The following is a 25,264-nucleotide window of genomic DNA, read 5'->3' on the forward strand; positions in this document are numbered from 1 at the left end:
GCCTCAGCCCTCGCGCTCGCCGTCCAGCAGCCGGCGCAGCTTCAACGGATTGCCCTCGCGAACGGCTTCCGGCAACAGCGCATCCGGCAGGTCCTGGTAGCAGACCGGCCGCAGGAAGCGGAAGATCGCCGCCGTGCCGACGGAAGTGGAACGCGCATCGGAGGTGGCCGGGAACGGGCCGCCGTGGACCATGGCGTGACAAACCTCGACGCCGGTCGGCCAGCCGTTGGCCATGATGCGACCGGCCTTGCGCTCCAGGATCGGCAACAGCGCCCTGGCGGCTTCGAGATCGCCATCGTCCATCTGCAGGGTCGCCGTGAGCTGTCCTTCCAGCGCTTCGGCCACGCGCTTGACCTCGGCGGCGTCACGGCACGAGACGACCAGCGAGGAGGCCCCGAATATCTCGGCCTGAAGCGATTCGTCGGCGATCACGTCTTCCCCAGCGGCCACGAACAGCCCGCTCTGGCACTGGTTGGGGCCGTCGCCCTGCTGGCCCCGCGCGACTTCTTTCACCTTGGTACTCGCGGCCAGGACACTGACGCCATGCTCGTAGGCATCGTGGATGCCCGGGGTCAGCATCGTCTGGGCGGCGCTCGCCTCGACGGCTTGCGCGGCAGCGTCGAGGAAGGCATCGAGATCCGGGCCCTCGATCGCAATCACCAGCCCCGGGTTGGTGCAGAACTGCCCGGCCCCCATGTTGAGAGAGCCCACGAACGCCTCGCCCAGCGCCTTGCCCCGCGCCTTGAGCGCCGCCGGCATCAGGAAAACCGGATTGATGCTGCTCATCTCGGCGTAGAAAGGAATCGGCTCCGGACGACGCTGGGCGATATCCAGCAGCGCCAGTCCGCCCTTGCGCGACCCGGTGAAGCCGCCGGCCTTGATCCGTGGATCGGCGACCAGAGCCTGGCCGACCTCGAAGCTGGCGTCGTGCAGCATCGAGAACACCCCTTCCGGCAGCCCGCACTGCTTCACGGCCGCTTGCACCGCGCGGCCGACCAGTTCACAGGTGCCTGGATGCGCCGGGTGTGCTTTCACCACCACGGGACAGCCCGCGGCCAGCGCCGAGGCGGTATCGCCGCCGGCCACGGAGAACGCCAGCGGAAAGTTGCTGGCGCCGAAGACGGCCACCGGCCCCAGGGCGATGTGGCGCTGACGCAGATCGACCCGCGGCATCGGCTGCCGATCCGGCAGGGCCGGGTCGACCCGCACGTCCAGCCATTCGCCGGCCCGTACGGTCTTGGCGAACAGCCGGAGCTGGCCGCAGGTGCGCCCTCGCTCGCCCTGGATACGCGCCTGCGGCAGGCCGGATTCGGCCACCGCACGCTCGATCAGGTCATCGCCGATCGCTTCGATCTCGTCGGCAATCGTCTCGAGGAAGCTGGCGCGTGTCTCGAGCGAGGATTCACGGTAGGTATCGAAGGCCGACCAGGCCAGCTCGCAGGCTCGCGAGACATCCTCCGCCGTTCCCCCAGGGAACTCGGTCGGCAGCCGCTCTCCAGTCGCCGGATTGATCGCCACGATGGGGTCGCGGCTACCTTTGACGGTTTGCTGCCCGATCAATAATTCGCCAGTCAGATTCACGTTACCTCCTGGATAGCGCTTGAATGTGCGGACGCCAACGCAACACCGCCACCCTCCTGGCGAGGGCGATAGGCGCGGATGCACTGCAGTTGGCCAGCCCGGACACCGGTCCGGGCCGGTGGGCGTCACGCTTGGGAATGATCCTGATACGCGGCGTAATTGTCGTACGCCCGCTGAAGATGACGATGCATGGCATTGCGCGCGGCTTCGGCCTCGCCCGAGACGATGGCCTGCAGGACCTCGGCGTGCTCACGCGCCACCCTTTCAAGATAGTAAGATACGGCTTCCGGGTCGAGTTCCACGGACAGGAGCTTGGTGCGAGGGATGGCGCCCTCGTGGAGCTGGTCGTACAGCGACACGAAAAACGGATTGTGAGTGGCCTCGACGACCGCGCGATGAAAGACATAATCCTCGTGACGCGCCTGACTGTCGGTCTTGCAGGCAGCCAGAAACCGTTCGTGGGCCGATTCCAGCGCCGCGACATCGGCCGGCGTATGCCGCTCCGCCGCCAGCGCTGCGGCCTGGGAGTCCAGCGTGATGCGCATCTCCAACACGTGCAGGATGTCCTCCACCGTGGTGGCACTGATGCGACGCGCAGGAAAGTGGTGATCCGGTGCGGAGCGCAGCACGCGCGTACCGATACCGCGACGCGTCTCGACCAGCCCCATCGACTTGAGATGAGCGATCGCCTCGCGCACCGCCGTCCGGCTGACACCGAACATGTCGCACAGCTGACTCTCGGTCGGCAACTTGTCCCCCACCGCGATCCGCTCCTGAGTGATCAGCGCCTCCAGTTGCCGGGCAATCTGGCGCGAAAGACTCTCCTGAGACGAGATACGCTTGATCTCCCAAGCCTTGGTCTGCTCCATCGTGCTGCCTACCTTATCGATTTTCTTGTCCGACATCCGAATCACCCGGACATCGCCAGCGCTGTATGACCTTCGAGACCATCAGCATACCAGTTCGATCTGGCGGCCACGGGCTCATGTTTCGTCGTCGGGATGCCCCAGGGTGACGAATTTACCCCCTTGGCGGACGACCGCCGGGTCCTGCGGATCCTGGGGCGCCTGGCGGGCCTGGGCCTCCACCTCATCACGCCACGGAGACGAACTCTCTTGCGGCACCCAACCGAGAAACTGCGCGTGGCGGTTGTCCCACCAGCGTTCATCGTTGTCCGAAACCCCGTAGATCACCGTATGACCCAGCCGTGGTGCCTGGAAGGCGCGCTCGAGTAGCGCCACGAAGTCCTCGGTTCCCAGCCAGGTGGCCAGCATCCGGGTATCCTTGGGCCGGGGAAAGCAGGAGCCGATACGAACACTCAGGGTCTCGATCGCGAACTTATCGAAATAGAGACTCGCCAGATCCTCGCCGAAGCACTTGGAAACGCCGTAGAGCGAATCCGGCCGATGAGGAACCCGGGTATCGATGTGCGTCGCGCGTTCGTAGTACCCGATGGTGTGATTCGAGCTGGCGAACACGATTCGCGGCCTGCCCTGTCGGCGAGCTGCTTCATAGAGATTGTAGACGCCGATGATATTGGCCTGGAGGATACCTTCCCAGGGTTTCTCCACCGAGATGCCTCCCAGGTGGACGACGCCATCGCAACCGTCGACGAGCCGGGCGACGGCCTGGGCATCCGACAGCTCGCAGGAAACGAGTTCCTCGTGATCGGCCGCACTGCCCAGATCGGCGATATCGGACAGGCGTACCTGTCGGGCCAGCCGGGAAAGATGAGGGCGGATCGCTTGACCCACGCCACCGGCGGCGCCGGTGACCAACAGTCGGTTCAACATCGGTCGACTCCTCGAGTCAGATCATTCACAGGATGGCCAGGGCCCAAATCGGGTCGGGCCTGAGGTGGGAAACGGGATCACTGTAGCCAGTTCGGCAGCGCCAACGACACGGCGGGGACATAGGTCACCAGCATCAGTACCACGAACAGTGCCAGGTAGAACGGCCAGATGGTCTTGACCGTCTGCTCGATCTTGATCCCGCCGATGGCGCTGCCGACGAACAGGCAGCCGCCGACCGGGGGCGTGCAGAGCCCGATTCCCAGGTTCATCATCATCAGGATGCCGAACTGGATCGGATCCATGCCGAACTGCTGCGCCACCGGCAGGAAGATCGGCGTGCAGATCAGGATCAACGGCGCCATGTCCATGATCATGCCAAGTGCCAGCAGCAGCAGATTGAGCATCAACAGCACCACCACCGGATTGCTGGAGATGGAGGTCAGCGCCTCGGCGAGCAGCTCCGGCACGTTGTAGAGCGCCAGCAGGTAGGAAAATGCCGAGGCACAGCCGACCAGGATCATGACCAGCGCGGTGGTCTTGACGGCCTGGTAGACCGCCGTCTTGAAGGCCGACCAGCGCAGCTCCCGGTAGACCAGGCCGGTAATCACGATCGCGTAGATGGCGCCGAATGCCCCCGACTCCGTCACTGTCAAGATGCCGGAGAGCACGCCGCCGACGATGATCACTGCCGTCAGCAGGCCCGGTAACGAGGCGAAGAAGCTGACCACCAGCGCCGCCCAGCCCGGAAACGCCTCGCCACCGTAGCCCCGCTTGACGGCAACGAGATAGGCCGCCACTGCCAGGGCCAGACACATCAGTACCCCCGGCACGATGCCGGCGACGAAAAGCTGCGTCACCGAAACACCCCCGCCGGCGGCCACCGCATAGAGGATCATGTTGTGACTCGGCGGGATCACGACACCGGCGATGGAGGAAGTGACGGTGACGTTGACCGCATAGTCGGTGTCATAACCCTTCTCCTTCATCACCGGGATCAGGATCGAGCCCAGCGCGGACGTGTCCGCGACCGCCGACCCGGAAATGCCGCCGAACAGCATCGACGAGGTGACGTTGACCATGCCGAGCCCGCCGCGCATGCGCCCGACGGCCGCCGAGGCGAAACGCACCAGCCGGCTCGAGATTCCGCCATGGAGCATCAGCTCGCCGGCGAAGATGAAGAACGGAATCGCCAGCAGCGAGAAGACGGAGATCCCCGACACGATACGCTGGAAGCCCACGAACAGCGGCAGTCCTTCGTAGAGAAAGGTCACGATCGAAGCGAGTCCCACGGCGAAAGCGATCGGTGCGCCCACGATCAGGCCGAGCAGGAAAACACCGAAGAGTATTGCCAGTCCCATGGATTCAGCTCCCCGCCCGCGGGTTCGAAAACCATCGCTTGATGAGATTGGCGCCGGTGAAGATCACCAGCAGTACACCACACACGACGAGCGGCGCGGCTCGCCAGCTCTCCGACAAGCCGATCATCGGAATCGGCCGTCCCGCGTTGTTCATGACCATCAGCCCGCCCTGCCACGCCATGAAGGCGCCGAACAGGATCACGAAGCCATCGGCGATGGCGTGCATGATCGCGCGAGGTACGCGAGGCGCGCCCTCTCGCAGGAAATCGATGCTCAAGTGGGAATTGAAGCGCACCCCGGCCGCGGCGCCGAGACAGGTGATGTAGACGACGATCAAGAGCGACGACTGCTCGATCCAGGTCGGTGTGTCGTTGAGCACGTAGCGCCCGAACACCAGCCAGCCGAACGAGAAGATGAGAAACACCAGCAGAACGCCGGCGACGATCAGACACAGACGTGCCAGACCATCCAGCACCCTGTCCGATGTCGAGCCAGGGGCGGAGGCCGAATCCGGAACCTTGTCCACGTGGGTTATCCTGTCGATGTCGAGAGCGAGTGGCGAGCGCCGGTGAACCGGCCCCGCCTCCCTGAGGTTGTCACTGGGTGTTGCGGATATCGTCGATCAGCGATTCCAGGTCGGGATGCTCCTTGATGAATGCCTGATAGATGGGCTCCATCCGAGCTTGAAACGCACTCTTGTCCTTGACCTGGTTGACCTTCACGCCCGCTTTCTCGACGATCTCGCGACTCTTCTCGACGCGCTCCGCCCACAGTTTTCGCTGCTCCTTGGCGGCGTTCTCCGCGGCGGTGCGCACGATCGACTTGTCCTCGTCGGAGAGTGCGTCCCAGCTCGTCCTGGCGATGCACAGGCACTCCGGAATGATCAGGTGATCGGTTTCGGAGAAGTACTTGGCGACTTCGTAGTGGTTGCTGGATTCGAACGACGGGAAATTGTTCTCGGCACCGTCGATGACCCCGGTCTTGAGAGACTGGAAGACCTCACCGTAGGACATTGGCGTGGCGTTGCCGCCCAGCGCATCGACCATCTGCACGTACAGGTCGTTGTTCATGACCCGCAGTTTCAGCCCCTTGACGTCGTCCGGCTCCTCGATCGGGTGGTCGGTATCGTAGAAACTTCGCGCACCGGAGCCGAACCACGACAGCGCGATCAGATCCTTGTCGGCCAGCGCGTCGGCGAAGCGCTGGCCGATGTCCCCATCCATGACCTGGTACATCTGGTCGACGCTGTCGAACAGGAATGGCAGCGACAGCACGTCGGTTTCCGGCACGATCGGGCCCATCGGCCCCATGTTGAAATTGCCGAAGTCCAGCGCCCCGCTGCGCGTCTGATCGATCGCATCCGGCTGATCGCCCAGCACCGCATTGTTGTAGACGCGCGGATTGACCCGGCCTTGCGTCTTGTCGGAGACCTCGTCGGCAAAGGATTTCAGCGCCAGCGAGTTGGGATAACCATCGGGGTGGACGTTCCAACCTCTCCAATCTTCCGCCGAGGCACTCGCGGCGACGCCCATCAGCGCACCGGCGGTCAATAGCGCCGTCAGCGGCACGGTCATTCTCGAGAAAAGAGATTGCGGCATGATCTGCTCCTGTAGCGATGGGTCGCCTGTTTGTTATCGTTTCACAGGCTGCCATACATCATACTTAGAACAATATTAGACTTTGGGCTCGCAGACGAATGTCTGATAATTCATTGTCATGAAACAAAATTTTGTCTCTAAATTATTACTTCCAATGACAACTTCATGATTCTTTTCGTTAACCGAGAAATCGAACTGGCTTTTCAGATGACGCGCATTTCGATTCTCGAAGGAGAGAGATGTGGCGCCTCCGAGGAGACTCCTTCCCACTCTCTCCAGATCAAGAATCGCGCCCCCTGCATCAACGCATCAGTGAGGGGCGCCTGGGATCGAACGACCGTCCGGCGATCAGGTACTGCCGCCGGTCACCCTTGCTCCGCCTCCGCTCGCGGCGGCTGAGCATCGCCGCTCGCACCGCACCGCTCGCGACCGAAATCCGCCTTCTGCAGGGACGGCGCGGCCGAGGCCGAATAGATCGCCACCGCACTGCGCCCGCCACGCTTGGCGCGGTAGAGCGCTTCGTCGGCCAGTCGCAGCAGGCTGTCTGGACTTGCACTGTGCACCGGGTAGCTGGCGATACCGGCGGAGAAGGTGACATGGCCCAGGCACAATTCGCCACGCTTGAGCGGCGTCGCGAGGAGCCGCCCCAGCAGCCGCTCGAGGCGCTCGGCCAGCGCCTCCGGCGAGGCGTGGGAAAACAGCGCGAACTCCTCGCCGCCCAGGCGGCAGACACTCTCGCCGATCTCCTGGTGCGCCTTGAGCAGCCCGGCCAGGGTCACCAGCACGCTGTCGCCGGCATCATGCCCGAAGCGATCGTTGATACGCTTGAAGTGGTCGAGATCGAGAATCGCCAGTGTCAGACACTCGCCGCGTGATACCGCCCGCCGGCACGCCTGGGCGTAGGCGGCGTCGAAGTGACGACGGTTGTAGAGCCCGGTCAGGGCATCGCGATAGGACAGCCCCTCGAGCTCCTCGACCAGTCGTGCCAGCTCTTCGGTGCGCGTCGTCACCTGCTGCTCCAGCGTCTCATGGGAGCGGGCCAGCTCACGATGGACCCGATGGTAACGGTGCAGCGAGATCGCCACGCAGGAGAGTGAGAAGGCCAGCGAGCCGAAGCTCAACGGTATCGGCTGCCACGGGATGAAACCGTGAGCCACCAGCATATCGGCCAGCAGCAACGGCGCGAACAGCGCGAAGCAGAGCACCACGGTACGCTGGGTGCCATCCAGCGCTCGCCACTGCCATAGCGCCAGTGCCAGCATCGCCGGCAGCGTTGCCACCAGCAGGCCGTCGAAGATCGGAAAGGTCAGCGACAGATTGATCACATTCCCCTGGACCAGCCCCATCACCAGCATCACGTAGGCGAGATGCAGCGCCCACAGCCGCTGCATCCAGCGCCGCGGACGGCCCTGGAGCCAGTGGGCCAGGATCAACCCGGTCGCCACCGGCAGCATGTAGTAGCTGAAGGCCCTGATCAGATCCCATCCCAGCGGGTTGCCGGCAATCAATTGCCGCGCCGGCGCCTCGGCCAGCAGCATCAGCCCCGAGGCGCCGGCGAACAGCGCGATGGCACCGAAGCTGCGCCGCTCGACCCCGCTGGCGGCGAAGATCGCGGCGAACACCGAGAGCGCCAGGGCCAGCGCGCTCACCGCCACGTCCCAGGCCGAGCGCCGGATGATCTGACGATAGGCCTCTCCGCGCTCCATCAGGCGCACCTGGCCCCATAGGCCGATACTGGTGTAGTCGGAGAAGATGCGCAGACAGAGGGTCTGCCCGTCGAAGTCCTGGGGCAGCGCGATCATGTGCCAGGGCCAGCCGGCAAAGGCGATCCCGTCGCCCTGGTCGAAGTCGCCGTGCTGGTAGATCAGCCGGTTACCGAGGTAGACCTGCGCGATCAGATCGATGCTGGAGATGAACAGTACCGGATCGTGCCATTGGTTGTCTGGCAGGCGCAGGCGAAACCACACCTTGTCGTGACCCTCACGCGCCGGAGGGTCGGCGGGAAAAGCAATCGGCTGCCAGCCAGGAGCAGCGGGGTTCAGCCAGGCCGGCAGCCCGGCGCTATCCTGCGGTGAGTCGCCCCAGCGGTACTCCCAACCGCTGGGCTCGACGCTCGGTATCTCACCCTCGGGCTCACGCGTGGCCCAGCTCCAGGCCACGAATATGCCGATCAGCAATACGCACAGGCCGGTCACGGCACCGATCACGCGCATGATGAGCTCCTACCGCTCAGGGGAGCTCATAGTGTCATGAAACCAAGTGTCAAGATAAGTATCCAAAGGTAATTCAGCAATACCCTCGTCTACTCCCTTGACGCCCTTGTCCTGCCCACTACCCTGCCTGACGCCCGCTTCCGGCTCCTCCTCGGCCATTGATGCAGCGCGGTCGGCGCTGGCTCCGCCGCGTGCTGATACGGCCGATTCAGCGCACCAGCGCCGGGCACTTGGGGTCGAACGACCAGCCATCGATCAGGTACTGCATCGCCATGGCGTCATTACGGCTGCGCACATCGAGCGACTTGTAAAGCGCATGGGCCTTCTCCACCTGGGCCATATCGAGCTTGACCCCTAGCCCCCCCGTTTTCGGCACTTTCAACTTGCCATCCCGGATCTCGAAGGGTCGCTCGGTCAGGCGTTGCCCATCCTGCCAGATCCAGTGGGTATCGATGGCCGTGATATTGCCCGGGCAGGCTGCTGCCACGTGGGTCATCATCGCCAGGGAGACATCGAAATGATTGTTGGAGTGAGAGCCCCAGGTCATGCCCCACTCGTCGCACAGCTCGCCGACCATGACCGCGCCCTGCATTGTCCAGAAGTGGCAATCCGCCAGCGGGATGTCGACCGCATTGAGTGCCACCGCGTACTGCAACTGCTTGAAATCGGTGGCGATCATGTTGGTGGCGGTGGGTAGGCCGGTGCGTTTCTTGAACTCGGCCATGGTTTCTCGACCCGACCAGCTCTCCTCCTGGCCACAAGGATCTTCGGCGTAGCTCAGAATCTCCTTGATCGGCTCGAGAATCCTGACCGCCTCGTCGAGCTTCCAGGCCCCGTTGGGATCGAGGGTCAGCCGCGCCTCGGGGAAGGCGTCGTGCAGCGCTCGAATGCAATCGGCCTCCTCCTCGCCGCGCAGGACGCCGCCCTTGAGCTTGAAGTCCCTGAAGCCATAACGCTCATAAGCCGCCTTGGCCAGATTGGCCACCGCATCCGGCGTCAGGGCTTCCCTGCAGCGCACCTCGTCCCAGGCATCCGCCGGACTGTCGGCCTTGGGATATGGCAGATCGGTCTTGTCCGGATCGCCGAGCAGGAACAGGTAGCCCAGCGCCTCGACCTCGTCGCGCTGACGCCCGAACCGCCCCAGCAGGTCGGCGACCGGCTGACCGAGCGCCTGACCGTAAAGATCGAACAACGCCGATTCGATGGCGGTCAGGACGTGGACGGCGACGCGCAGGTCGAAGGTCTGGCGGCCCCGCTCCTCGCGGCCGTTACTGGCCAGCAGCAGCCGCGCACGATTGAGCGTCTGCTTGACCTCGTTGACGCGAGCCCCCTCGACCAGAGAGCGGCACTGCTCGAGTCCCTTGAGGATCCCCTCGCTGGAGGGAATCTCGCCGACGCCCTGATTGCCGGCGTCATCCTCGAGAATCAACAGGCAGCGAATGAACCAGGGTGCGTGGCCGCCGCTCAGGTTGAGCAGGAAGCTGTCGTAGCCGGCGACCGGTATCACGGTCATCCTGGTAATCTTGGGGAAACTCATATCGCACTCCTCGATATTCAGTCGTTGCACGAACGCCGCAGCAGCCCGCGCGCAAGATGAAGCGCAAGGCGCCCGGCGCCCCGGCACCGGGCGACGCAGCAATTCACCTGCGCAGCTATTGATTCCGGGTTTGCTAGCCGCGTTTGCCGAACTCGGCGCTGGCCACCGTCCAACGACGTGCCTGCTCGGTCAGCGTGATGCCGAGCCCCGGACGACCCGGCACTCGCATGCGACCGTCACGGGTCTCCAGGCTCTCGTTGAACAGCGGCTCGAGCCAGTCGAAATGCTCGACCCACGGCTCGGCCGGATAGGCAGCCGCCAGATGCAGGTGAATCTCCATCGCGAAGTGCGGCGCCAGCTGCAGACCGGCGGCATCCGCCAGCGTCGCCAGCTTCAGGAACTGGGTGATCCCACCAATGCGTGGCGCGTCCGGTTGAATGATGTCGGCGCTGCGATGCTTGATCAGCTCCATGTGCTCGCCCACGCTCGCCAGCATTTCTCCCGTCGCGATCGGCGTGTCCAGCGCGCTGGCCAGCGCGGCATGCCCCTCCACGTCGTAGGCGTCCAGCGGCTCCTCGATCCACACCAGATTGTAAGGCTCCATGGCCCGACCGAAGCGCAGTGCCGTGGCGCGATCCCACTGCTGGTTGGCGTCGATCATCAGCGGAATGTCATCGCCCAAGTGCTTGCGCACCGCCTCCACCCGCTGCAGGTCGATACGCGAGTCGGGCTGGCCGACCTTGATCTTGATGCCCTTGATACCGTTCTCGAGCGAGCGCGTGGCGTTCTCCTTGACCTCCTCGATCGGCGTGTGCAGAAAACCGCCCGAGGTGTTGTAGCACTGCACGGAGTCGCGATGTGCCCCCAGCAGCTTGGCCAGCGGCAGCCCGGCCCGCCTGGCCTTGAGATCCCACAGCCCGACATCGATGGCAGCGATCGCCTGCGTCGACAGCCCGCTACGCCCCACCGACGCGCCGGCCCAGACCAGTTTCTGCCAGAGCTTGCCAATGTCGCTGGGGTCCTCGTCCAGAATGGCCGGGGCGATCTCCTTGGCGTGGGCAAACTGACCATATCCCCCTGCGCGCTTGGAGTAGCTGAAGCCGATACCTTGATGGCCGTCGCGGGTTTCGATCTCGGCAAACAGAAACGAGACCTCGGTCATGGGTTTCTGACGACCGGTCAGTACCTTGGCGTCACTGATGGGTGTCGCCAGTGGCAACAGCACATGGGAAAAACGGACCCAGCGGATCGCATCGCTAGACATTCGGATTCCTCGTTATCGTGGCTGGGAGGCTTGGCTCCCGAGGGTTTCGGCGCTGCGAATGGTTGCGTTATCACCACAGCATTCGAGTCTTGAACGAGGAAATGTTAGCGCAATCAGTTTGTATGACAAAGCACCGCAAGAGCGGCTTCGACCAAAGAATGAAAGGCGCCTCTGACGGATTCGGAGCGGTCAGGTGGTGTCGCGATCGATGATCTCGAAGCCGACATCCTGGGATTGGCCCGCGCGCTCGAACGTCGGCTGGGCCATCCGCTGGAGCAGGTGCTCGGCCGCGCGCAGGCCGATGGCGGCGCCGTCGATACGCACGGTGCTCAGCGCCGGAAAGCTGGCACCCGCATAGCTGCTGTCGCCGAAGCCCATGATCGCCAGTCGATCCGGCACCGCCAGCCCGCGGCTCTGCGCTTCCGCCAGCACACCCAAGGCAAGGATATCGGAACTGCAGACGATCGCATCGAGCGAATGACTATCGAGCAACTCGGCGCTCATGCCTCGCCCCCAGGGCATGCTCGAGGGTGTACCGACCTCGCGCAGCTGATAGGTGCCCTCGCCCGCGCCCTCGAGCCCGGCGATGAATCCGGCGACGCGGCGCCTGCCGCGGGAATCGTCCGCACTGATGAGCCCGAACCGGCGATAGCCGCGTGCCAGCAGGTGCTCGGCCACGGCACGCCCCACCGCTTCATGAGAGAACCCGACCAGCATGTCTACCGGGTCGTCGCTCATGTCCCAGATCTCGACCAGCGGCACCTTGGCCGACAGGAGTCGCTGACGCGTCAGCGCCGAATGACGGCAGCCGGTCAGCACGATCCCGTCGGGACGGCGGCTCAGCACGGTCTCGAGAATCGTCTCCTCCTGTTCCGGCGTGTAGCCGGTCAGGCCCAGCAGCACCTGATAACCTTGCGGGGCCAGGACGCCCATCACCGTCTGCACCACCTCGGCGAACAGCGAGTGCGCCACCGTCGGCACCAGCAGCGCCACCAGTCGGCTGCGGCTCGACGCCAGTGCGCCGGCAACCCGGTTGGGCACGTAGCCGGTCTCCAGTACCGCCCGCTGCACCCGCAGCCGCGTGCTTTCGCTGACCAGCTCCGGCCGATTGAGGGCCCGCGACACGGTCATTGGCGCCACGCCCGCCACCCGCGCCACGTCGGTCAGACGTGCGCTGCCGGTGGAGCGGGAAGAGCGCCCCCTGGTGCTGTTATCGTCCATGGCTGTCATGACTCATTCGGCGGCCTATCGATTCCGTGGATCGCACGGGGCTATCTCGACAGTGAACGGGGCTATCTCGACAGCGAATGGAGGCTGGATATCCCGGTGTACCACTCGCGCCTCAAGCATGTGGAGGCCCGACGAAGGCCCTCGACGTGGCGCAGCCCGCCGCCCAGACATCGGCCTCGAGCAGCGCGATGCCGGCGGTCGGAAAGGCGATGCCGGCGCCAGGGGAGCCCTCGACCAGCCGCCCGACCAATGCGCCGACCAGCGGCATATGGCTGACGATGATCAAGGGTCGCGACACCTCGAGTGCCGTCAGCCGTTCGACGAGGGCATCGACATCGTCATCCGGCGTTATCGTGTCCACGGTCTCAAGGTCGCAACGCGTCGCCTCGACCACGGCCTGCGCCGTCTGCTGGGCGCGATCGTACGGGCTGGCCCAGACCATCGCCCCTTCCAGCTCGGGACGAGCGGCCAACCACCGCCCGGCGCCCTGCGCCTCGTGTTCGCCACGCGGGGTCAACCGACGCTCCCGGTCAGTACGCCCGGGCCCCGCCTCGCCATGCCGCACCACCGCCAGCCAGCCCATCAATCGTTGTCCGGCGCGAGGTCGTGAGCGCGGGAGACCGCCTCTCGCGACAGCATGAACTCGACGTCGCTGCTCTGCTCGCTCTCCATCAGCGCCTTGGCCATGTCCTTGGCCGGAATGCCGCCGAACATGACCTGGTGGAGCCCCTGGGCCAGCGGCATGTAGATATCCTCCTGGCGGGCTTTCTCGCACACCAGCTTGACCGTGTTGACGCCTTCCGCCACCTGGCCGAGCACTTCGATGGCGGAGTCGAGATCGTGTCCCTGGCCCAGGGCATAGCCGACCCGGTAGTTGCGCGACAGCTCGGATGAACAGGTCACGATCAGGTCGCCGACGCCGGAAAGCCCCAGAAAGGTCATCGGATTGGCGCCAAGGGCCACCGCAAAGCGGCTCATCTCGGCCAGCGCCCGGGTCATCAACATGCTGCGGGTATTCTCGCCCATGCCCAGCGCCGCCGCCATGCCCGCGGCGATGGCGTAGATGTTCTTGAGCGAGCCCCCGAGCTCCGCGCCGTAACGATCGTTGCCCGCATAGACGCGGAAGTAACTGCAGCCCAGCGCCGCCTGGACGTAGGCCCTCGTCACCGGGTCGTCGCTGGCGATCACCGTGGCCGTGAGATGCTTCTGGGCGATCTCCGCAGCCAGGTTGGGGCCGGACAACGCCCCGATATGCGACGAGCCGGTCTCCTCCTCGATCACCTGGCTCATCAGCTTGAAGCCGTCGGCCTGGATCCCCTTGGTGGTACTGACCAGAATCTGCTCCGGCCTCAGATGCGGGCGCACCTGCTGAAGCACCTGGCGGAACGCCTTGGAGGGGATCGCGATGAACACCACGGCGGCCTCGGCGACGGTGGTCGCCAGATCGGTGGAGGCCACCACTGCCGGATTGATCGGATAGTCCGGCAGATAGCGGCCATTTCGGTGCTCACGGTTGATCTGATCGACCAGGGCCTCGTCGCGCAGCCATTGACGAACCTCGGCGCCATTGTCGGCGGCGATGCTGGCGATGGCGGTTCCGAAACTCCCCCCGCCGAGTACCGCGACCTGCATGCGTTGTTCTGACCCGTGCTTGTCTGACATGGTCGTTCCATTGACGATGAGCGATACCCACAGTGTAACGAAAAAACGCCCCGAAAACGGGGCGTTGCTCTTGCCGGATCAGCGATATCGACGGCAGGTCGCGGTCACCAGGCCTGGCACCTAAGCCGGGCTCGGCCATGTGTCGTCAAGGATCGGCCCACCTCTCGACCGATCCTTGCCTCCCGGTCATCGCTTGCCGACGCTGCCGACATGACCTAGTCGATCATCCCCACCAGCGAGTCGATGCTGGCGCGGGCATCGCCGTAGAGCATGCGCGTGTTGTCCTTGAAGAACAGCGGGTTCTCGATACCGGAGTAGCCGGTGCCCTGGCCTCGCTTGCACACGAACACCTGCTTCGACTCCCAAACCTTCAGCACCGGCATGCCGGCGATGGGGCTCGCGGGATCTTCCTGCGCCGCCGGATTGACGATGTCGTTGGAGCCGATGACGATCACCACGTCGGTGGTGGCGAAATCGTCATTGATCTCGTCCATCTCCAGCACGATGTCGTAGGGTACGCGGGCCTCCGCCAGCAGCACGTTCATGTGCCCCGGCAGGCGGCCGGCGACGGGATGGATGCCGAAACGTACCTCCTTGCCCGCCGCCCGCAGCTTGCGCACCAGATCGCTCACCGCGTTCTGGGCCTGGGCCACAGCCATGCCGTAACCGGGGACGATGATCACGCTGTCGGCATCGTTGAGCGCGCTCGCCACGCCCCCCGTGTCGATGGCGATCTGCTCGCCCTCGATCTCCGCAGCCGGCCCCTGGGTCCCGCCGAAGCCGCCCAGAATCACGCTGACGAAGTTGCGGTTCATCGCCTTGCACATGATGTAGGAGAGAATCGCACCGGAGGAGCCGACCAGGGCCCCGGTGACGATCAGCAGATCATTGGAGAGGGTGAAACCGATCGCCGCCGCCGCCCAGCCGGAGTAGCTGTTGAGCATCGACACCACCACCGGCATGTCGGCGCCGCCGATGCCCATGATCAGATGCCAGCCGATGAAGAACGCCAGCGCCGCCAGCAGCAACAGCGTCCAGAAGCCGGCGCCGTTGAAGTAGGCGATGGCCAGCAGCAGGCACAGCGCTACCGCGCCGGCGTTGAGCAGATGCCCGCCGGGCAGCTTGTGCGGCTTGCCGCCGATTCTGCCGGCCAGCTTGCCGAACGCCACCACCGAGCCGGTAAACGTCACCGCACCGATGAACACGCCCAGCACCACCTCGCCCTGCAGGAAGGCGAGTTCCGCCGGCGTCTTGTGGGCCAGGGTCGCGGCGAACGCCGACAGCCCGTCGAAGGAGACACCGGCGGCCTTGATCGCCATGACCCGGGCTCGTTCCAGCTCGGCGTTCCAGCCGATGAATACCGCCGCCAGCCCGACGAAGCTGTGCAGCGCCGCCACCAGTTGCGGCATCTCGGTCATCTCGACCTTGCGTGACAGCCAGGCGCCGACCAGACCGCCGACCAGCATCATCGGGATCATCCAGCCGTAGCCGCCGATCAGCGGCCCCAGGGCGGTGAAGAACACCGCGATCGCCATCCCGACGATACCGTACCAGACCGCGCGCTTGGCCTTCTCCTGATTGCTCAACCCGCCCAGGGAGAGGATGAACAGGACACTCGCCGCGATCGCCGCGGCGGAAACGAACTCATGTTGCAACATTGCCTTTCTCTCCGCGGGTCAGGATTTCTGGAACATGGCGAGCATGCGACGGGTCACCAGGAAGCCACCGACGATGTTGATCGACGCGATCAGCACCGAGACGGCCGCCAGTAGCGCCACCAGCCCACTGCCGGAGCCGATCTGCATGATCGCACCCAGGATGACGATGCCGGAGATCGCATTGGTCACCGCCATCAACGGCGTATGCAGCGAGTGACTGACGTTCCAGATCACCTGGAACCCGACGAAGCAGGCCAGGACGAAAACGATGAAGTGCTGCATGAACGACGCCGGCGCGACCATCCCCAGCAACCACATCAGCACGCCACCGGCGACGAGAATGCCGATCTGGCGCTTGCTCTGGGCCAGGAATGCGGCGTGCTCGGCCGCCTTCTTCTCCTCCGGTGTCGGCTCCTTGACCTTGGGCTTGGGCTTGGCAGCCGCGATCGCCTTGACCTTGGGCGGGGGCGGCGGGAAGGTGACTTCACCGGCGTGCGTCACCGTGGCCCCACGAATGACGTCATCCTCCATGTCATGGACGATGACACCATCCTTCTCCGGCGTCAGATCGGTCAGCATGTGGCGGATGTTGGTGGCGTAGAGCAGCGAAGCCTGGGTCGCCATGCGCGAGGGGAAATCGGTGTAACCGACCACGATCACGCCGTTGTCGGTGACGATGCGCTCGTCGGGTACGGTCAGATCGCAGTTGCCGCCCTTCTCGGCGGCCAGATCGACGATCACCGAACCGGGCTTCATCAGCGCGACCATGTCCTCGAGCCACAGCTTGGGTGCCGGCCGGCCCGGGATCAGCGCGGTGGTGATGACGATGTCCACTTCCGGCGCCTGCTCGCGGAACAGTGCCAGCTGCTTGTCACGAAACTCGGGGCTGGAGGGTGCCGCATACCCGCCGCTGCCCGCGCCATCTTGGCTATCCTCGAAATCGAGGAACAGGAACTCGGCGCCCATCGACTCGATCTGCTCGGCGACTTCCGGGCGCACGTCGAAGGCGCGCACCACCGCGCCCAGGCTGGTGGCGGTACCGATCGCCGCCAGACCGGCGACGCCGGCGCCGACGATCAGCACCTTGGCCGGCGGCACCTTGCCCGCTGCCGTCACCTGGCCGGTGAAGAAGCGCCCGAACTGATTGCCGGCTTCGATGACGGCACGATAGCCGGCAATGTTGGCGGTGCTGGAGAGCGCGTCCATCTTCTGGGCACGCGAGATCCGCGGCACCATGTCCATGGCGACCACCGTCGCGCCCTTGGCACGGCAACGCTCGAGATTCTCCTCGTTCTGCGCCGGCCAGAAGAACGTGATCAGCGTCTGCCCTTCCCTTAGCCGCTCGGTCTCCTCGGCCAGAGGCTCGCGCACCTTGATCACCACCTCGGCTTCGCGCCAAAGGGCGGCAGCGCCTTCCACCACGCTGACACCGGCATCGCGATACGCCTCGTCGCTGAACCCGGCCAGCACGCCTGCACCGCTCTCGATCAGGCACTCATGCCCCAGTTTCTTTATCTGCTGCGCACTCTCGGGCGTCAGCGCCACCCGCGCCTCTCCCTTGGCGAGCTCCTTCGGCGCCCCAATTTTCATTCGTCGTTCTCCCGATGATCAGCCATGTGTCGAGATTCCTTTTTTCGTATATCGCTCAACGATTCCCGATGACCGGCCCGCCGATGACGCAGCGGCCCAATGCCCGGCAGCGATGAGCCAGGCAGAGAAGGCAACGATCATCGGGTTGAGCGTTGTGGATAGGTACGACAGTTTTCCGGCAAGAATGGAGGCGAATCAAGTAATTAGGAGAAAAACCAACCCGATCAATATTTTATGGCAGGCATAATGAATGCGTTATGTTTAAAACCGCCAACAACCGCTTGTTTTCAATATTAAAAAATGAACGTCACATTTTCGTTATCCAACTTATAACGAATGACTTATCACCGATAATGCCGGTGGAATCCACCGGCACCTGGCCATCAGGACGAACAGGAGAGGCATACCGGTGGCGCGCTCGCCGCCGGTGCCTCGGCCCAGATATCCATGCCGGGTCGACGATTGAACGGTGATGAAAGCAGCTCGCGAAACGTCGCGAGCGGGCGAGCATCGCCCTCCTCCGCTGCTTCGATCACCTGTTGCGCCAGATGGGTGCGCAGGACGTAGAGCGGATTGACACGCCGCATCGCTGCCAGACGCTCCGTTTCCCCGCGGTGCTCGCAAGCCAGGCGTTGATGGTAGCGCTCGAGCCAGGGACCGAGCGCGGGGCTGTCGATCTCCTCGGCCAGTGACAGGCCGCCGACCACATCCCGGTCGCTCAGTGCGCGAAAACTGCGATGGAAATCGGCCCGCGAGCGCTCGAGCAGGTCGAGCCATTCGTCGATCAGTTCGCCGTCGCTCTCCTGCTCGGTCTCGAGCCCGAGACGCCCCCGCATCAGGATGGCGTAGGCGGCCTGCAACGTAGGCTCGTAGCTGTCGAGTATTTCACGCAGCCGCGCCACTTCGATCAAGGGGGTCAGTGATTGCCCCAGTATGGTCAGGTTCCACAACGCCACGCCCGGCTGCTGGTCGAAGGCGTAGCGACCCGAGGCATCGGTATGGTTGGGAGTCAGATTGGACTCGAAGCGATCCATGAACGCATAGGGACCGTAGTCCAGCGTCAGTCCCAGAATCGACATGTTGTCGGTGTTCATCACCGCATGCACGAAACCGTACGCCTGCCAACGGGCGACCAGTTCGGCGGTGCGGGTGACCACGTCCTGGAACAGCGCCTCGAGCGGTGCCTCCTCCTGGGCCAGGTCGGAGCGGTGGCGATCGATCACGTGGCGCATCAGCCGCTCGATGTCCTCCACCCGCTGCTGCTGGTAGAGCCATTCGAAGTGACCGAATCGGACGTGACTCTCGGCCAGGCGCAGCAGGGTCGCACCCGGTTCGACACGCTCGCGCATGACCTTCTCGCCATTGATGGCCACCGCCAACGCCTGAGTGGTGGGAATCTTGAGCCCGGTCATCGCCTCCCCGGCCAGATACTCGCGGATCGAGGAGCGCAACACCGCGCGGCCATCGCCGAAACGCGAGTAGGGTGTCTGGCCGGCACCCTTGAGATGCAGGTCGATCGGCCCCTGCGGCGTCATCGCCTCGCCCAGCAGCAACCCGCGGCCGTCGCCGAGCGCCGGGTTGTAGGTACCGAACTGGTGGCCGGTGTATTTCTGGGCCAGCGGCTCCATGCCGTCCAGCAGGCGCTCACCGCTCATCAGGGCTGTCAACCGATCCCGATCGATATCGTCCACCTCCAGCCCCAGCCGCGCGGCGCCCGCAGGGCTGACGTCGAGCAGCCGAGTGTCGCGCCAAGGGGTTGGATTCACCCGGCTGAAGAAGTCCTGGGGAAAGCGAGACCAGACATTGTCGAAGGTCAGTGACTCGAGGGATGTCGCGCTGGCCATGGCGGCCTCCTCGGGTTGGCGGGGATTGGCTGTAGTCTAGCCCAAAAGAGCGGTCACACACGAACCGGCGCTACCCGACGATCTCTCCTCGGTAGCGCTCGCGATGACCGGGTCGAGTCGGGGACTCGGCCTGACGAATCAGGCCGGGCTGCCTGCCGCGAAAGGATCGTCGATGCCATGATCCCGGATCAGGTCACCGTTGGTGCGCAACAGCGACAACAGTTGCTGCTGATAGTTGGGAGACGTCGAGTAGTTGTGCAGCTTGCCGATCAACCGCTCGGCCGAAATCGAACGGCCACTCGTGGCCAGCACCATGCGCTCCTGGCGCAGTTGGGCATAGGCCCGATGGGTGTTCAGGTTGTGCAGATAGGCACGGACGCCGTCACGCACGCTATCGAACACCTGGAAGCGCCGCGAGGTGCCGTTCTGGGCAATGCCACAGCCGGCCGAGAAGCAGCGCATACCGAACAGATTGTTGCTCTCGCGGGCGATGCGCGAGGTGCCCCAGCCGGACTCCTCGACGGCCTGGATCACTACCATCTCGAGCGGAATGGTGTTGACCCGGCTGAGCAGATCCCGGCTCACCTGGCCCGGCTCGCAGGTCACCCCGTAGGCGTCGCACAGCCGCGCCAGACGCGCCTTCTCGTCGTCGCGCAGCGGATTGACACGGGTGCTGACCGCGAACAGCCAGTTGCGGTCGCTCTGAATGCGGGCGTTCTCGGCCTGCACCAGAGGGACCAGCATGCTCAGGAAAGCGGCCTTGCGCTTCGGGCCCGCCTTGATCTCGCCCAGATCCGGAAGCTCACTCACCGGATCCAGTGCCGGAGGCTGAACGCGAGATGTGAGCGTCGACACGGTGTGAGGGGGCGACTGAGGAGTTTTTGAGAGCGGTTCGCCATGAGCCGCTATCGAAAACGTTGCAGTGCTGAGTGTGATCCCCAGTCCCACGATGGCCACGGCAGCGTGCTGCGATAGCTTCCGACGACTGCGTCGACGGGAGTCGACAGGGGAAAATTCAGACAAATACGATAAAAAGGAACGCGACATGCTCGCTCCTCCGTTGAAAAGAAGTCGGCAGGTTACCAGCCATTGACTGCAAACTTGAGGAAAAAAGGTGCAATTAGCCCATTTTCAGTAAAAGAATGGCCGGCCACGAAGGCCGGCCATGACACGCTGAATGGGCGATGCCTGATATCGATCAGGCACTTAGCAGCAGGTTGAGGCGCTTGACGTAGGCTGCCGGATCGTCGAGGTGGCCACCCTCGGCAATGACCGCCTGATCCAGCAGGATATGAGCCAGATCGTCGAAATTGCCCCCCTCGGTACTTTCGAGTCGTGAAACGAGGGCGTGTTCCGGATTGAGCTCGAGGATAGGTTTCACTTCCGGCAACGGCTGCCCGGCCGCCTCCATCATGCGACGCATCTGGAAGCCCATCTCGTGCTCTGGCAAGACCACGCAGGCCGGCGAGTCGGTCAGGCGATGGGTGACCCGCACCTCCTGAACGTTATCGCCCAGCACCTCCTTGACTCGCTTGACCAGTTCCTCTTTCGACTTGGCCGTCTCTTCCTGCGCCTGCTTCTCGGCTTCATCGGCCATGTCGTCGAGTTCCAGATCGCCCTTGGCGACATCGGCAAACGACTTGCCGTCGAACTCGGTCAGATGGCTCATCAGCCACTCGTCGATGCGATCATGCAGCAGCAGGACCTCGATCCCCTTCTTGCGGAAGATCTCCAGGTGCGGGCTGTGGCTGGCCGCGTTGAAACCGTCCGCGACGATGTAATAAATCTTCTTCTGGCCCTCCTTCATGCGCTCGACGTAATCCGCCAGCGACTGGTCCTGCGTCGCACTGTCGGTATGGGTGGTCGAGAAACGCAGCAGCCCCGAGATCTTGTCGCGGTTGGCGTAATCCTCCGCCGGACCTTCCTTCAGTACGTCACCGAAGGTGTTCCAGAAGGTCTGATAGGCTTCCTTGTCCTTCGACAGCTTCTTGAGCATGTCCAGCGCACGCTTGGTCAACGCCGACTTCATCGAGTCGACCTGCGGCGATTTCTGCAGCAGCTCGCGGGAGACGTTCAACGGCAGATCGCGGGAATCCAGCACGCCCTTGACGAAGCGCAGATAGAGCGGCAGGAAAGCCTCGGCATCGTCCATGATGAAGACACGCTGGACGTAGAGCTTGAGCCCGCGCACGCCGTCACGCTGGTAGAGGTCGAACGGGGCACGCTCCGGCACGTAGAGCAGGCTGGTGTACTCGAGCTTGCCTTCGACCTTGTTGTGGCTCCAGGTCAGCGGGTCGCTGAAATCGTGGGCGATATGCTTGTAGAACGCCTTGTACTCGTCGTCGCCGATCTCGGCCTTGGGTCGCACCCACAGCGCGGTCGCCTCGTTGACGGTCTCCCAACTGACGGTCTCGCTGCCTTCGATCTCGTTGCCCTCTTCGTCGCGAGCCTTCTCGACCTTGGGCATGCGCACCGGCACATCGATGTGATCCGAGTACTTGCGAACCAGATTCTTGAGCCGGAAGTCGTCGGCGAACTCCTTGGCGTCATCCTTCAGATGAAGCACGATCTCGGTACCGCGCTGGGGGTAGTCGATGTCGGCGATGGTGAACTCGCCCTCGCCTTTCGAGCGCCACTCGACCCCCTGATCGCTGTCGGCGCGGCGCGTACGCACGACCATCTCGTCGGCGACGATGAAGCCGGAGTAGAAGCCGACGCCGAACTGGCCGATCAACTTGGCGTCTTTCTGCTTTTCGCCGGAGAGCTGCTTGAGGAAATCCGCGGTACCGCTCTTGGCGATCGTCCCCAGGTTCTTGATCACCTCGTCGCGGCTCATGCCGATACCGGTATCGCGCACGGTCACCGTGCCCGCCTCGGCGTCATGCTCGATCTCGACGCGCAACTCGGCATCACCGGCGTAGAGGCCGTCATTCTCCAGCGCCTCGTAGCGCAGCTTGTCGCAGGCGTCAGCCGAATTGGAGATCAGCTCACGCAGGAAAATCTCCCGGTTGGAGTACAGGGAGTGGATCATCAAATGGAGAAGCTGCTTGACCTCGGTCTGAAAGCCTAGCGTTTCTTCTTGAGTCGCGGTGGTCATTGATGGCCTCTTGACGGTTTTTCGTGATGAAGACGAAACGGGAAATGAAGACGAACGAAATCGGGTGCCCAGCGATATGGGGCTGGCCAGCCCCATTTCAAGCCATGCTCGCGGGAAGCGCGTTCAGTCGACGACGACCTCGTCGTCGTCGATGCCCTTCCAGCGGCGATAGTCGCCCATCGCCCGGTCGACCCGCGTCAGCAACCAGCCGACGATGAAGACGTCATCGATGAGCCCGATGATCATCAGGAAGTCGGGGATCAGGTCCAGCGGCGACACCAGATAGACCAGTGCCAGCGCCATCCACCCGAAAGCCGCCCACGGGATGGGACGGTAGCGTCCACGAAGGACGTCCATGCTCATGGGTCCGAAGACGCGAAAGGCGCGTCCGATCCGGGCCAATGCGCCGCCACGCTGTCTGAGGCGGGAAAGCTGGGTCACGAAACGCCAGGGATTCATGGTCGAACCTCTAGTGATGGATTGGGGGAGAAGACGCAATCGCCGTTACCTGGCTCTTTAGATGGTCACGATTCGACCAAGATTCAACGTTGGCGTTGTAAAACGGGGCTACCCAAGTCGCTCCCCATCGGCGACGATGGTCGCCATGAGTCGACCCGGTCCTGGCGGACGGCCCGGCCGCGGCGCCACGTCCGGTGCTGGCGCCGTCAGCATGGCCGCGCTGGCGAGGCTGTCGTCGACCGCACGATCAGACCAGCCGCGTTCGACGACGAGAGCGCTTTGACAAGAGAGAGACCCAATGCCCGCATTGCCCATCCGCAGACGTTGGTTCAGCTGGTGCCTGGCCGGCGCCATGGGCTTGAGCACCGGTGCACAGGCCGTCGTGACGTCGCCAGACGTCAGCACCAATGACGACCGGATCATGAAGCAGGCGCTGGATGCCGCCCGCGACCGACGCTGGGACGATATCGACCAGGCCGCCATACAGGACCATGTACTGGCCGGATACGTGGAGTACCACAGGCTTCGCGCCCGGCTTTCCACTGCGTCTGCGGCGGAGGTCAACGACTTCATCGTTCGCCATGGCGACTCTCCGCTGGCGGACTGGATGCGCGGCGCCGCCCAGACCCGTTTCGGTCAGTTGGGACGCTTCGACGACCTGCTGGCGATCAACGATGGCGAGCCCTCCGCGACCATCCGTCAGTGCTACTACTACACCGCGCTTCTCGACCGCGATCCGGCCGAGGCCGCGGCGGGCGGGGAGAAGCTGTGGCACGTTGGCGCCTCCCAGCCCGAGGCCTGCGACACTCTGTTCTCGACGCTTCAGCAGCGCGGCGTGCTGACCGACGAGGACACCTGGGAGCGCATGATGCTGGCGTGGGAGAACGGTCAGGACGGGCTGGTCACCTACCTCGAGCGCGGCCTTGACGACAGCTGGCAGCGCGCCATCGACAGCTTCGATAGCGTCCGCGGCAATTATGCCGGGGTGACCCGGGTTCCGCTGGACCTGGGGCCCGACGGCGAGGCCAGCGGTGCCCTGATCGCCGCCGCCATGCACGGCCTGACGCGCGCCGATACCGAAGCCTCGCTGGAGGCCTGGCGCAAGATTGCGCCCCATGTCTCGCTCAGCGAGGAGCGACGTCACCAAATAGAGCACGACCTGGCGTTCTACTCCATGGTTCGCGACGTCGACAACAATCAGGGCTGGGTCGACACGACGCTACCGCGTCTCGCGGACGCCGACCTGATCGAGCTGCGCATTCGCAATGCGGTCACTGAAGGCAATTGGCCCAATGTCGCGCGCTGGAGCGAAGCGCTCCCGCCCGACGTGCGGGCGGAGGCCCATTGGCAGTACTGGCTCGGGCGCGCCAGCGAGGCGATGGGAGACGAGGCCAAGGCGCGCCAGGCGTACCAGCTGGCCGCACAGGATCGTAGCTTTTTCGGCTTTGCCGCCGCCGATCGCCTGGGGCAGCCCTACCAGCTGCAGATGGCCAATACCCAAGTCTCGACGTTACAGCAGGAACTGACGGGCATGCTGCCGGTGGTCAAGCGCACCGAGGCGCTGATGCGCATCGGCGAAGAGGGCCTGGCGCGCAGCGAGTGGTATACCGCCGCCGCCCGCGACACACCGGACCAGGCCGAGGCACTGGCCGACTACGCGATTCGTCAGGGCTGGTTCGGCATGGCGATACAGACCACCATTGCCGCGAAACAGTGGGACGCTCTGCCCTGGCGCTTTCCGGCGGCCTATCGCGACTCGTTCATCAAATGGGGCGAGCTCAACCAGGTCGATCCCTACCTGCTGATGGGTATCGCCAGGCGCGAGAGTGCCTTCAACCCGCAGGCGACATCTCCGGTGGGAGCGCGCGGGCTGATGCAGCTGATGCCGGGCACCGCCGACCATGTCGCCCGCAATCTCGGCATCAGCGCCCCTAGCACCTCGGAGCTGTTCGAGCCTCAGATCAACATCCGCCTGGGCAGCACCTACATCCATTCGATGCTGGAGCGCTATCGCGGCAACCGGATCGCGGCGACGGCGGCCTACAACGCCGGCCCCCAGCGAGTGGATCGATGGCTGACCAGTGCGCCGCGTGAATTCGACCGCTTCGTCGAGAGCATCCCTTTCCGGGAGACCCGGGATTACGTGCAGGCCGTGCTGGCCTACCGGGTCATCTTCGAGAGCCTGGCCAAACAGGGCGATACCCAGGGCGTCGCCATGCTCTCCCAGGCCGAGCGCCAGGGGAATTACGATCCCACCCTGATCGCCCGAAACTGACTCGATCCCAATCGCTCGACGCAACGCCCTTAACGCCCGGAAATGGAGTGCCAGTTCCGGGCGTACGGGGCGATTCGGGTCGAACGGGCCAGGAGCGCGAACCGA

Annotated in this window: 19 protein-coding genes; 1 reads left to right on the forward strand and 18 read right to left on the reverse strand. The window is 64.2% G+C overall.

The genetic code is table 11. The features are described 5' to 3' along the window. Nucleotides 1-3 precede the first annotated feature (3 nt). The 18 genes from DOM56_RS15795 to DOM56_RS15880 all read right to left on the reverse strand — a co-directional run bounded on the left by DOM56_RS15795 (nt 4) and on the right by DOM56_RS15880 (nt 22,884). The gene (locus tag DOM56_RS15795) at nt 4-1,581 is read right to left on the reverse strand and encodes an aldehyde dehydrogenase (NADP(+)) (protein WP_110710030.1); all 1,578 of its coding nucleotides are present in this window, start codon (nt 1,579-1,581) and stop codon (nt 4-6) included. Nucleotides 1,582-1,706: 125 nt separating this feature from the next. Further along, on the reverse strand, nt 1,707-2,486 hold the full coding sequence (locus DOM56_RS15800) for a FadR/GntR family transcriptional regulator (RefSeq protein ID WP_232822332.1): 780 nt from the start codon (nt 2,484-2,486) through the stop codon (nt 1,707-1,709). A 78-nt stretch (nt 2,487-2,564) separates the two neighbouring features. Continuing rightward, complete coding sequence (locus DOM56_RS15805) at nt 2,565-3,374, reverse strand: NAD(P)-dependent oxidoreductase (protein ID WP_110710032.1); 810 nt, start codon at nt 3,372-3,374, stop codon at nt 2,565-2,567. A gap of 77 nt (nt 3,375-3,451) precedes the next feature. Next, complete coding sequence (locus DOM56_RS15810; RefSeq protein ID WP_110600967.1) at nt 3,452-4,732, reverse strand: TRAP transporter large permease; 1,281 nt, start codon at nt 4,730-4,732, stop codon at nt 3,452-3,454. A gap of 4 nt (nt 4,733-4,736) precedes the next feature. Beyond that, nucleotides 4,737-5,258, reverse strand: a complete 522-nt coding sequence (locus DOM56_RS15815) for a TRAP transporter small permease (protein ID WP_110710033.1) — start codon at nt 5,256-5,258, stop codon at nt 4,737-4,739. 70 nt (nt 5,259-5,328) lie between these two features. Beyond that, nucleotides 5,329-6,330: a TRAP transporter substrate-binding protein gene (locus DOM56_RS15820; protein WP_110710034.1), complete on the reverse strand. Its 1,002-nt coding sequence runs from the start codon at nt 6,328-6,330 to the stop codon at nt 5,329-5,331. A 365-nt stretch (nt 6,331-6,695) separates the two neighbouring features. Beyond that, nucleotides 6,696-8,543 (reverse strand): GGDEF domain-containing protein, encoded by a 1,848-nt coding sequence (locus tag DOM56_RS15825; protein WP_110710035.1) that lies wholly within the window; start codon nt 8,541-8,543, stop codon nt 6,696-6,698. Nucleotides 8,544-8,751: 208 nt separating this feature from the next. Further along, the gene (locus DOM56_RS15830; RefSeq protein ID WP_110710036.1) at nt 8,752-10,080 is read right to left on the reverse strand and encodes an enolase C-terminal domain-like protein; all 1,329 of its coding nucleotides are present in this window, start codon (nt 10,078-10,080) and stop codon (nt 8,752-8,754) included. Nucleotides 10,081-10,213: 133 nt separating this feature from the next. Next, complete coding sequence (locus DOM56_RS15835) at nt 10,214-11,344, reverse strand: mandelate racemase/muconate lactonizing enzyme family protein (RefSeq protein ID WP_110710037.1); 1,131 nt, start codon at nt 11,342-11,344, stop codon at nt 10,214-10,216. Nucleotides 11,345-11,533: 189 nt separating this feature from the next. Beyond that, a complete protein-coding gene (locus tag DOM56_RS15840) occupies nt 11,534-12,574 on the reverse strand; it encodes a LacI family DNA-binding transcriptional regulator (protein WP_198655815.1) in 1,041 nt (346 codons plus the stop codon). 112 nt (nt 12,575-12,686) lie between these two features. After that, complete coding sequence (gene sixA, locus DOM56_RS15845; protein ID WP_110710039.1) at nt 12,687-13,157, reverse strand: phosphohistidine phosphatase SixA; 471 nt, start codon at nt 13,155-13,157, stop codon at nt 12,687-12,689. Further along, complete coding sequence (locus DOM56_RS15850; protein WP_232822333.1) at nt 13,157-14,236, reverse strand: NAD(P)H-dependent glycerol-3-phosphate dehydrogenase; 1,080 nt, start codon at nt 14,234-14,236, stop codon at nt 13,157-13,159. Before DOM56_RS15850 ends, sixA begins: the two co-directional genes overlap by 1 nt. A gap of 215 nt (nt 14,237-14,451) precedes the next feature. Then, nucleotides 14,452-15,894 (reverse strand): NAD(P)(+) transhydrogenase (Re/Si-specific) subunit beta, encoded by a 1,443-nt coding sequence (locus DOM56_RS15855; protein ID WP_110600949.1) that lies wholly within the window; start codon nt 15,892-15,894, stop codon nt 14,452-14,454. Between the two features lie 18 nt (nt 15,895-15,912). Further along, nucleotides 15,913-17,484 (reverse strand): Re/Si-specific NAD(P)(+) transhydrogenase subunit alpha, encoded by a 1,572-nt coding sequence (locus DOM56_RS15860; RefSeq protein ID WP_110710041.1) that lies wholly within the window; start codon nt 17,482-17,484, stop codon nt 15,913-15,915. A gap of 383 nt (nt 17,485-17,867) precedes the next feature. After that, nucleotides 17,868-19,328, reverse strand: a complete 1,461-nt coding sequence (locus tag DOM56_RS15865; protein ID WP_110710042.1) for a protein adenylyltransferase SelO — start codon at nt 19,326-19,328, stop codon at nt 17,868-17,870. A 138-nt stretch (nt 19,329-19,466) separates the two neighbouring features. Next, a complete protein-coding gene (locus tag DOM56_RS15870; RefSeq protein ID WP_232822334.1) occupies nt 19,467-20,138 on the reverse strand; it encodes a glucosaminidase domain-containing protein in 672 nt (223 codons plus the stop codon). Nucleotides 20,139-20,526: 388 nt separating this feature from the next. Then, on the reverse strand, nt 20,527-22,425 hold the full coding sequence (htpG, locus tag DOM56_RS15875; RefSeq protein WP_110710044.1) for a molecular chaperone HtpG: 1,899 nt from the start codon (nt 22,423-22,425) through the stop codon (nt 20,527-20,529). Nucleotides 22,426-22,548: 123 nt separating this feature from the next. Continuing rightward, nucleotides 22,549-22,884: a DUF1232 domain-containing protein gene (locus tag DOM56_RS15880; RefSeq protein WP_232822335.1), complete on the reverse strand. Its 336-nt coding sequence runs from the start codon at nt 22,882-22,884 to the stop codon at nt 22,549-22,551. Nucleotides 22,885-23,182: 298 nt separating this feature from the next. Here DOM56_RS15880 and DOM56_RS15885 point away from each other — a divergent pair, with 298 nt between their 5' ends. Further along, nucleotides 23,183-25,159 (forward strand): transglycosylase SLT domain-containing protein, encoded by a 1,977-nt coding sequence (locus DOM56_RS15885; RefSeq protein WP_110710045.1) that lies wholly within the window; start codon nt 23,183-23,185, stop codon nt 25,157-25,159. Nucleotides 25,160-25,264 lie beyond the last annotated feature (105 nt).

Origin of the sequence: Salinicola sp. CR57 (genome assembly GCF_003206585.1) — a bacterium.
Taxonomy (GTDB): domain Bacteria; phylum Pseudomonadota; class Gammaproteobacteria; order Pseudomonadales; family Halomonadaceae; genus Salinicola; species Salinicola lusitanus.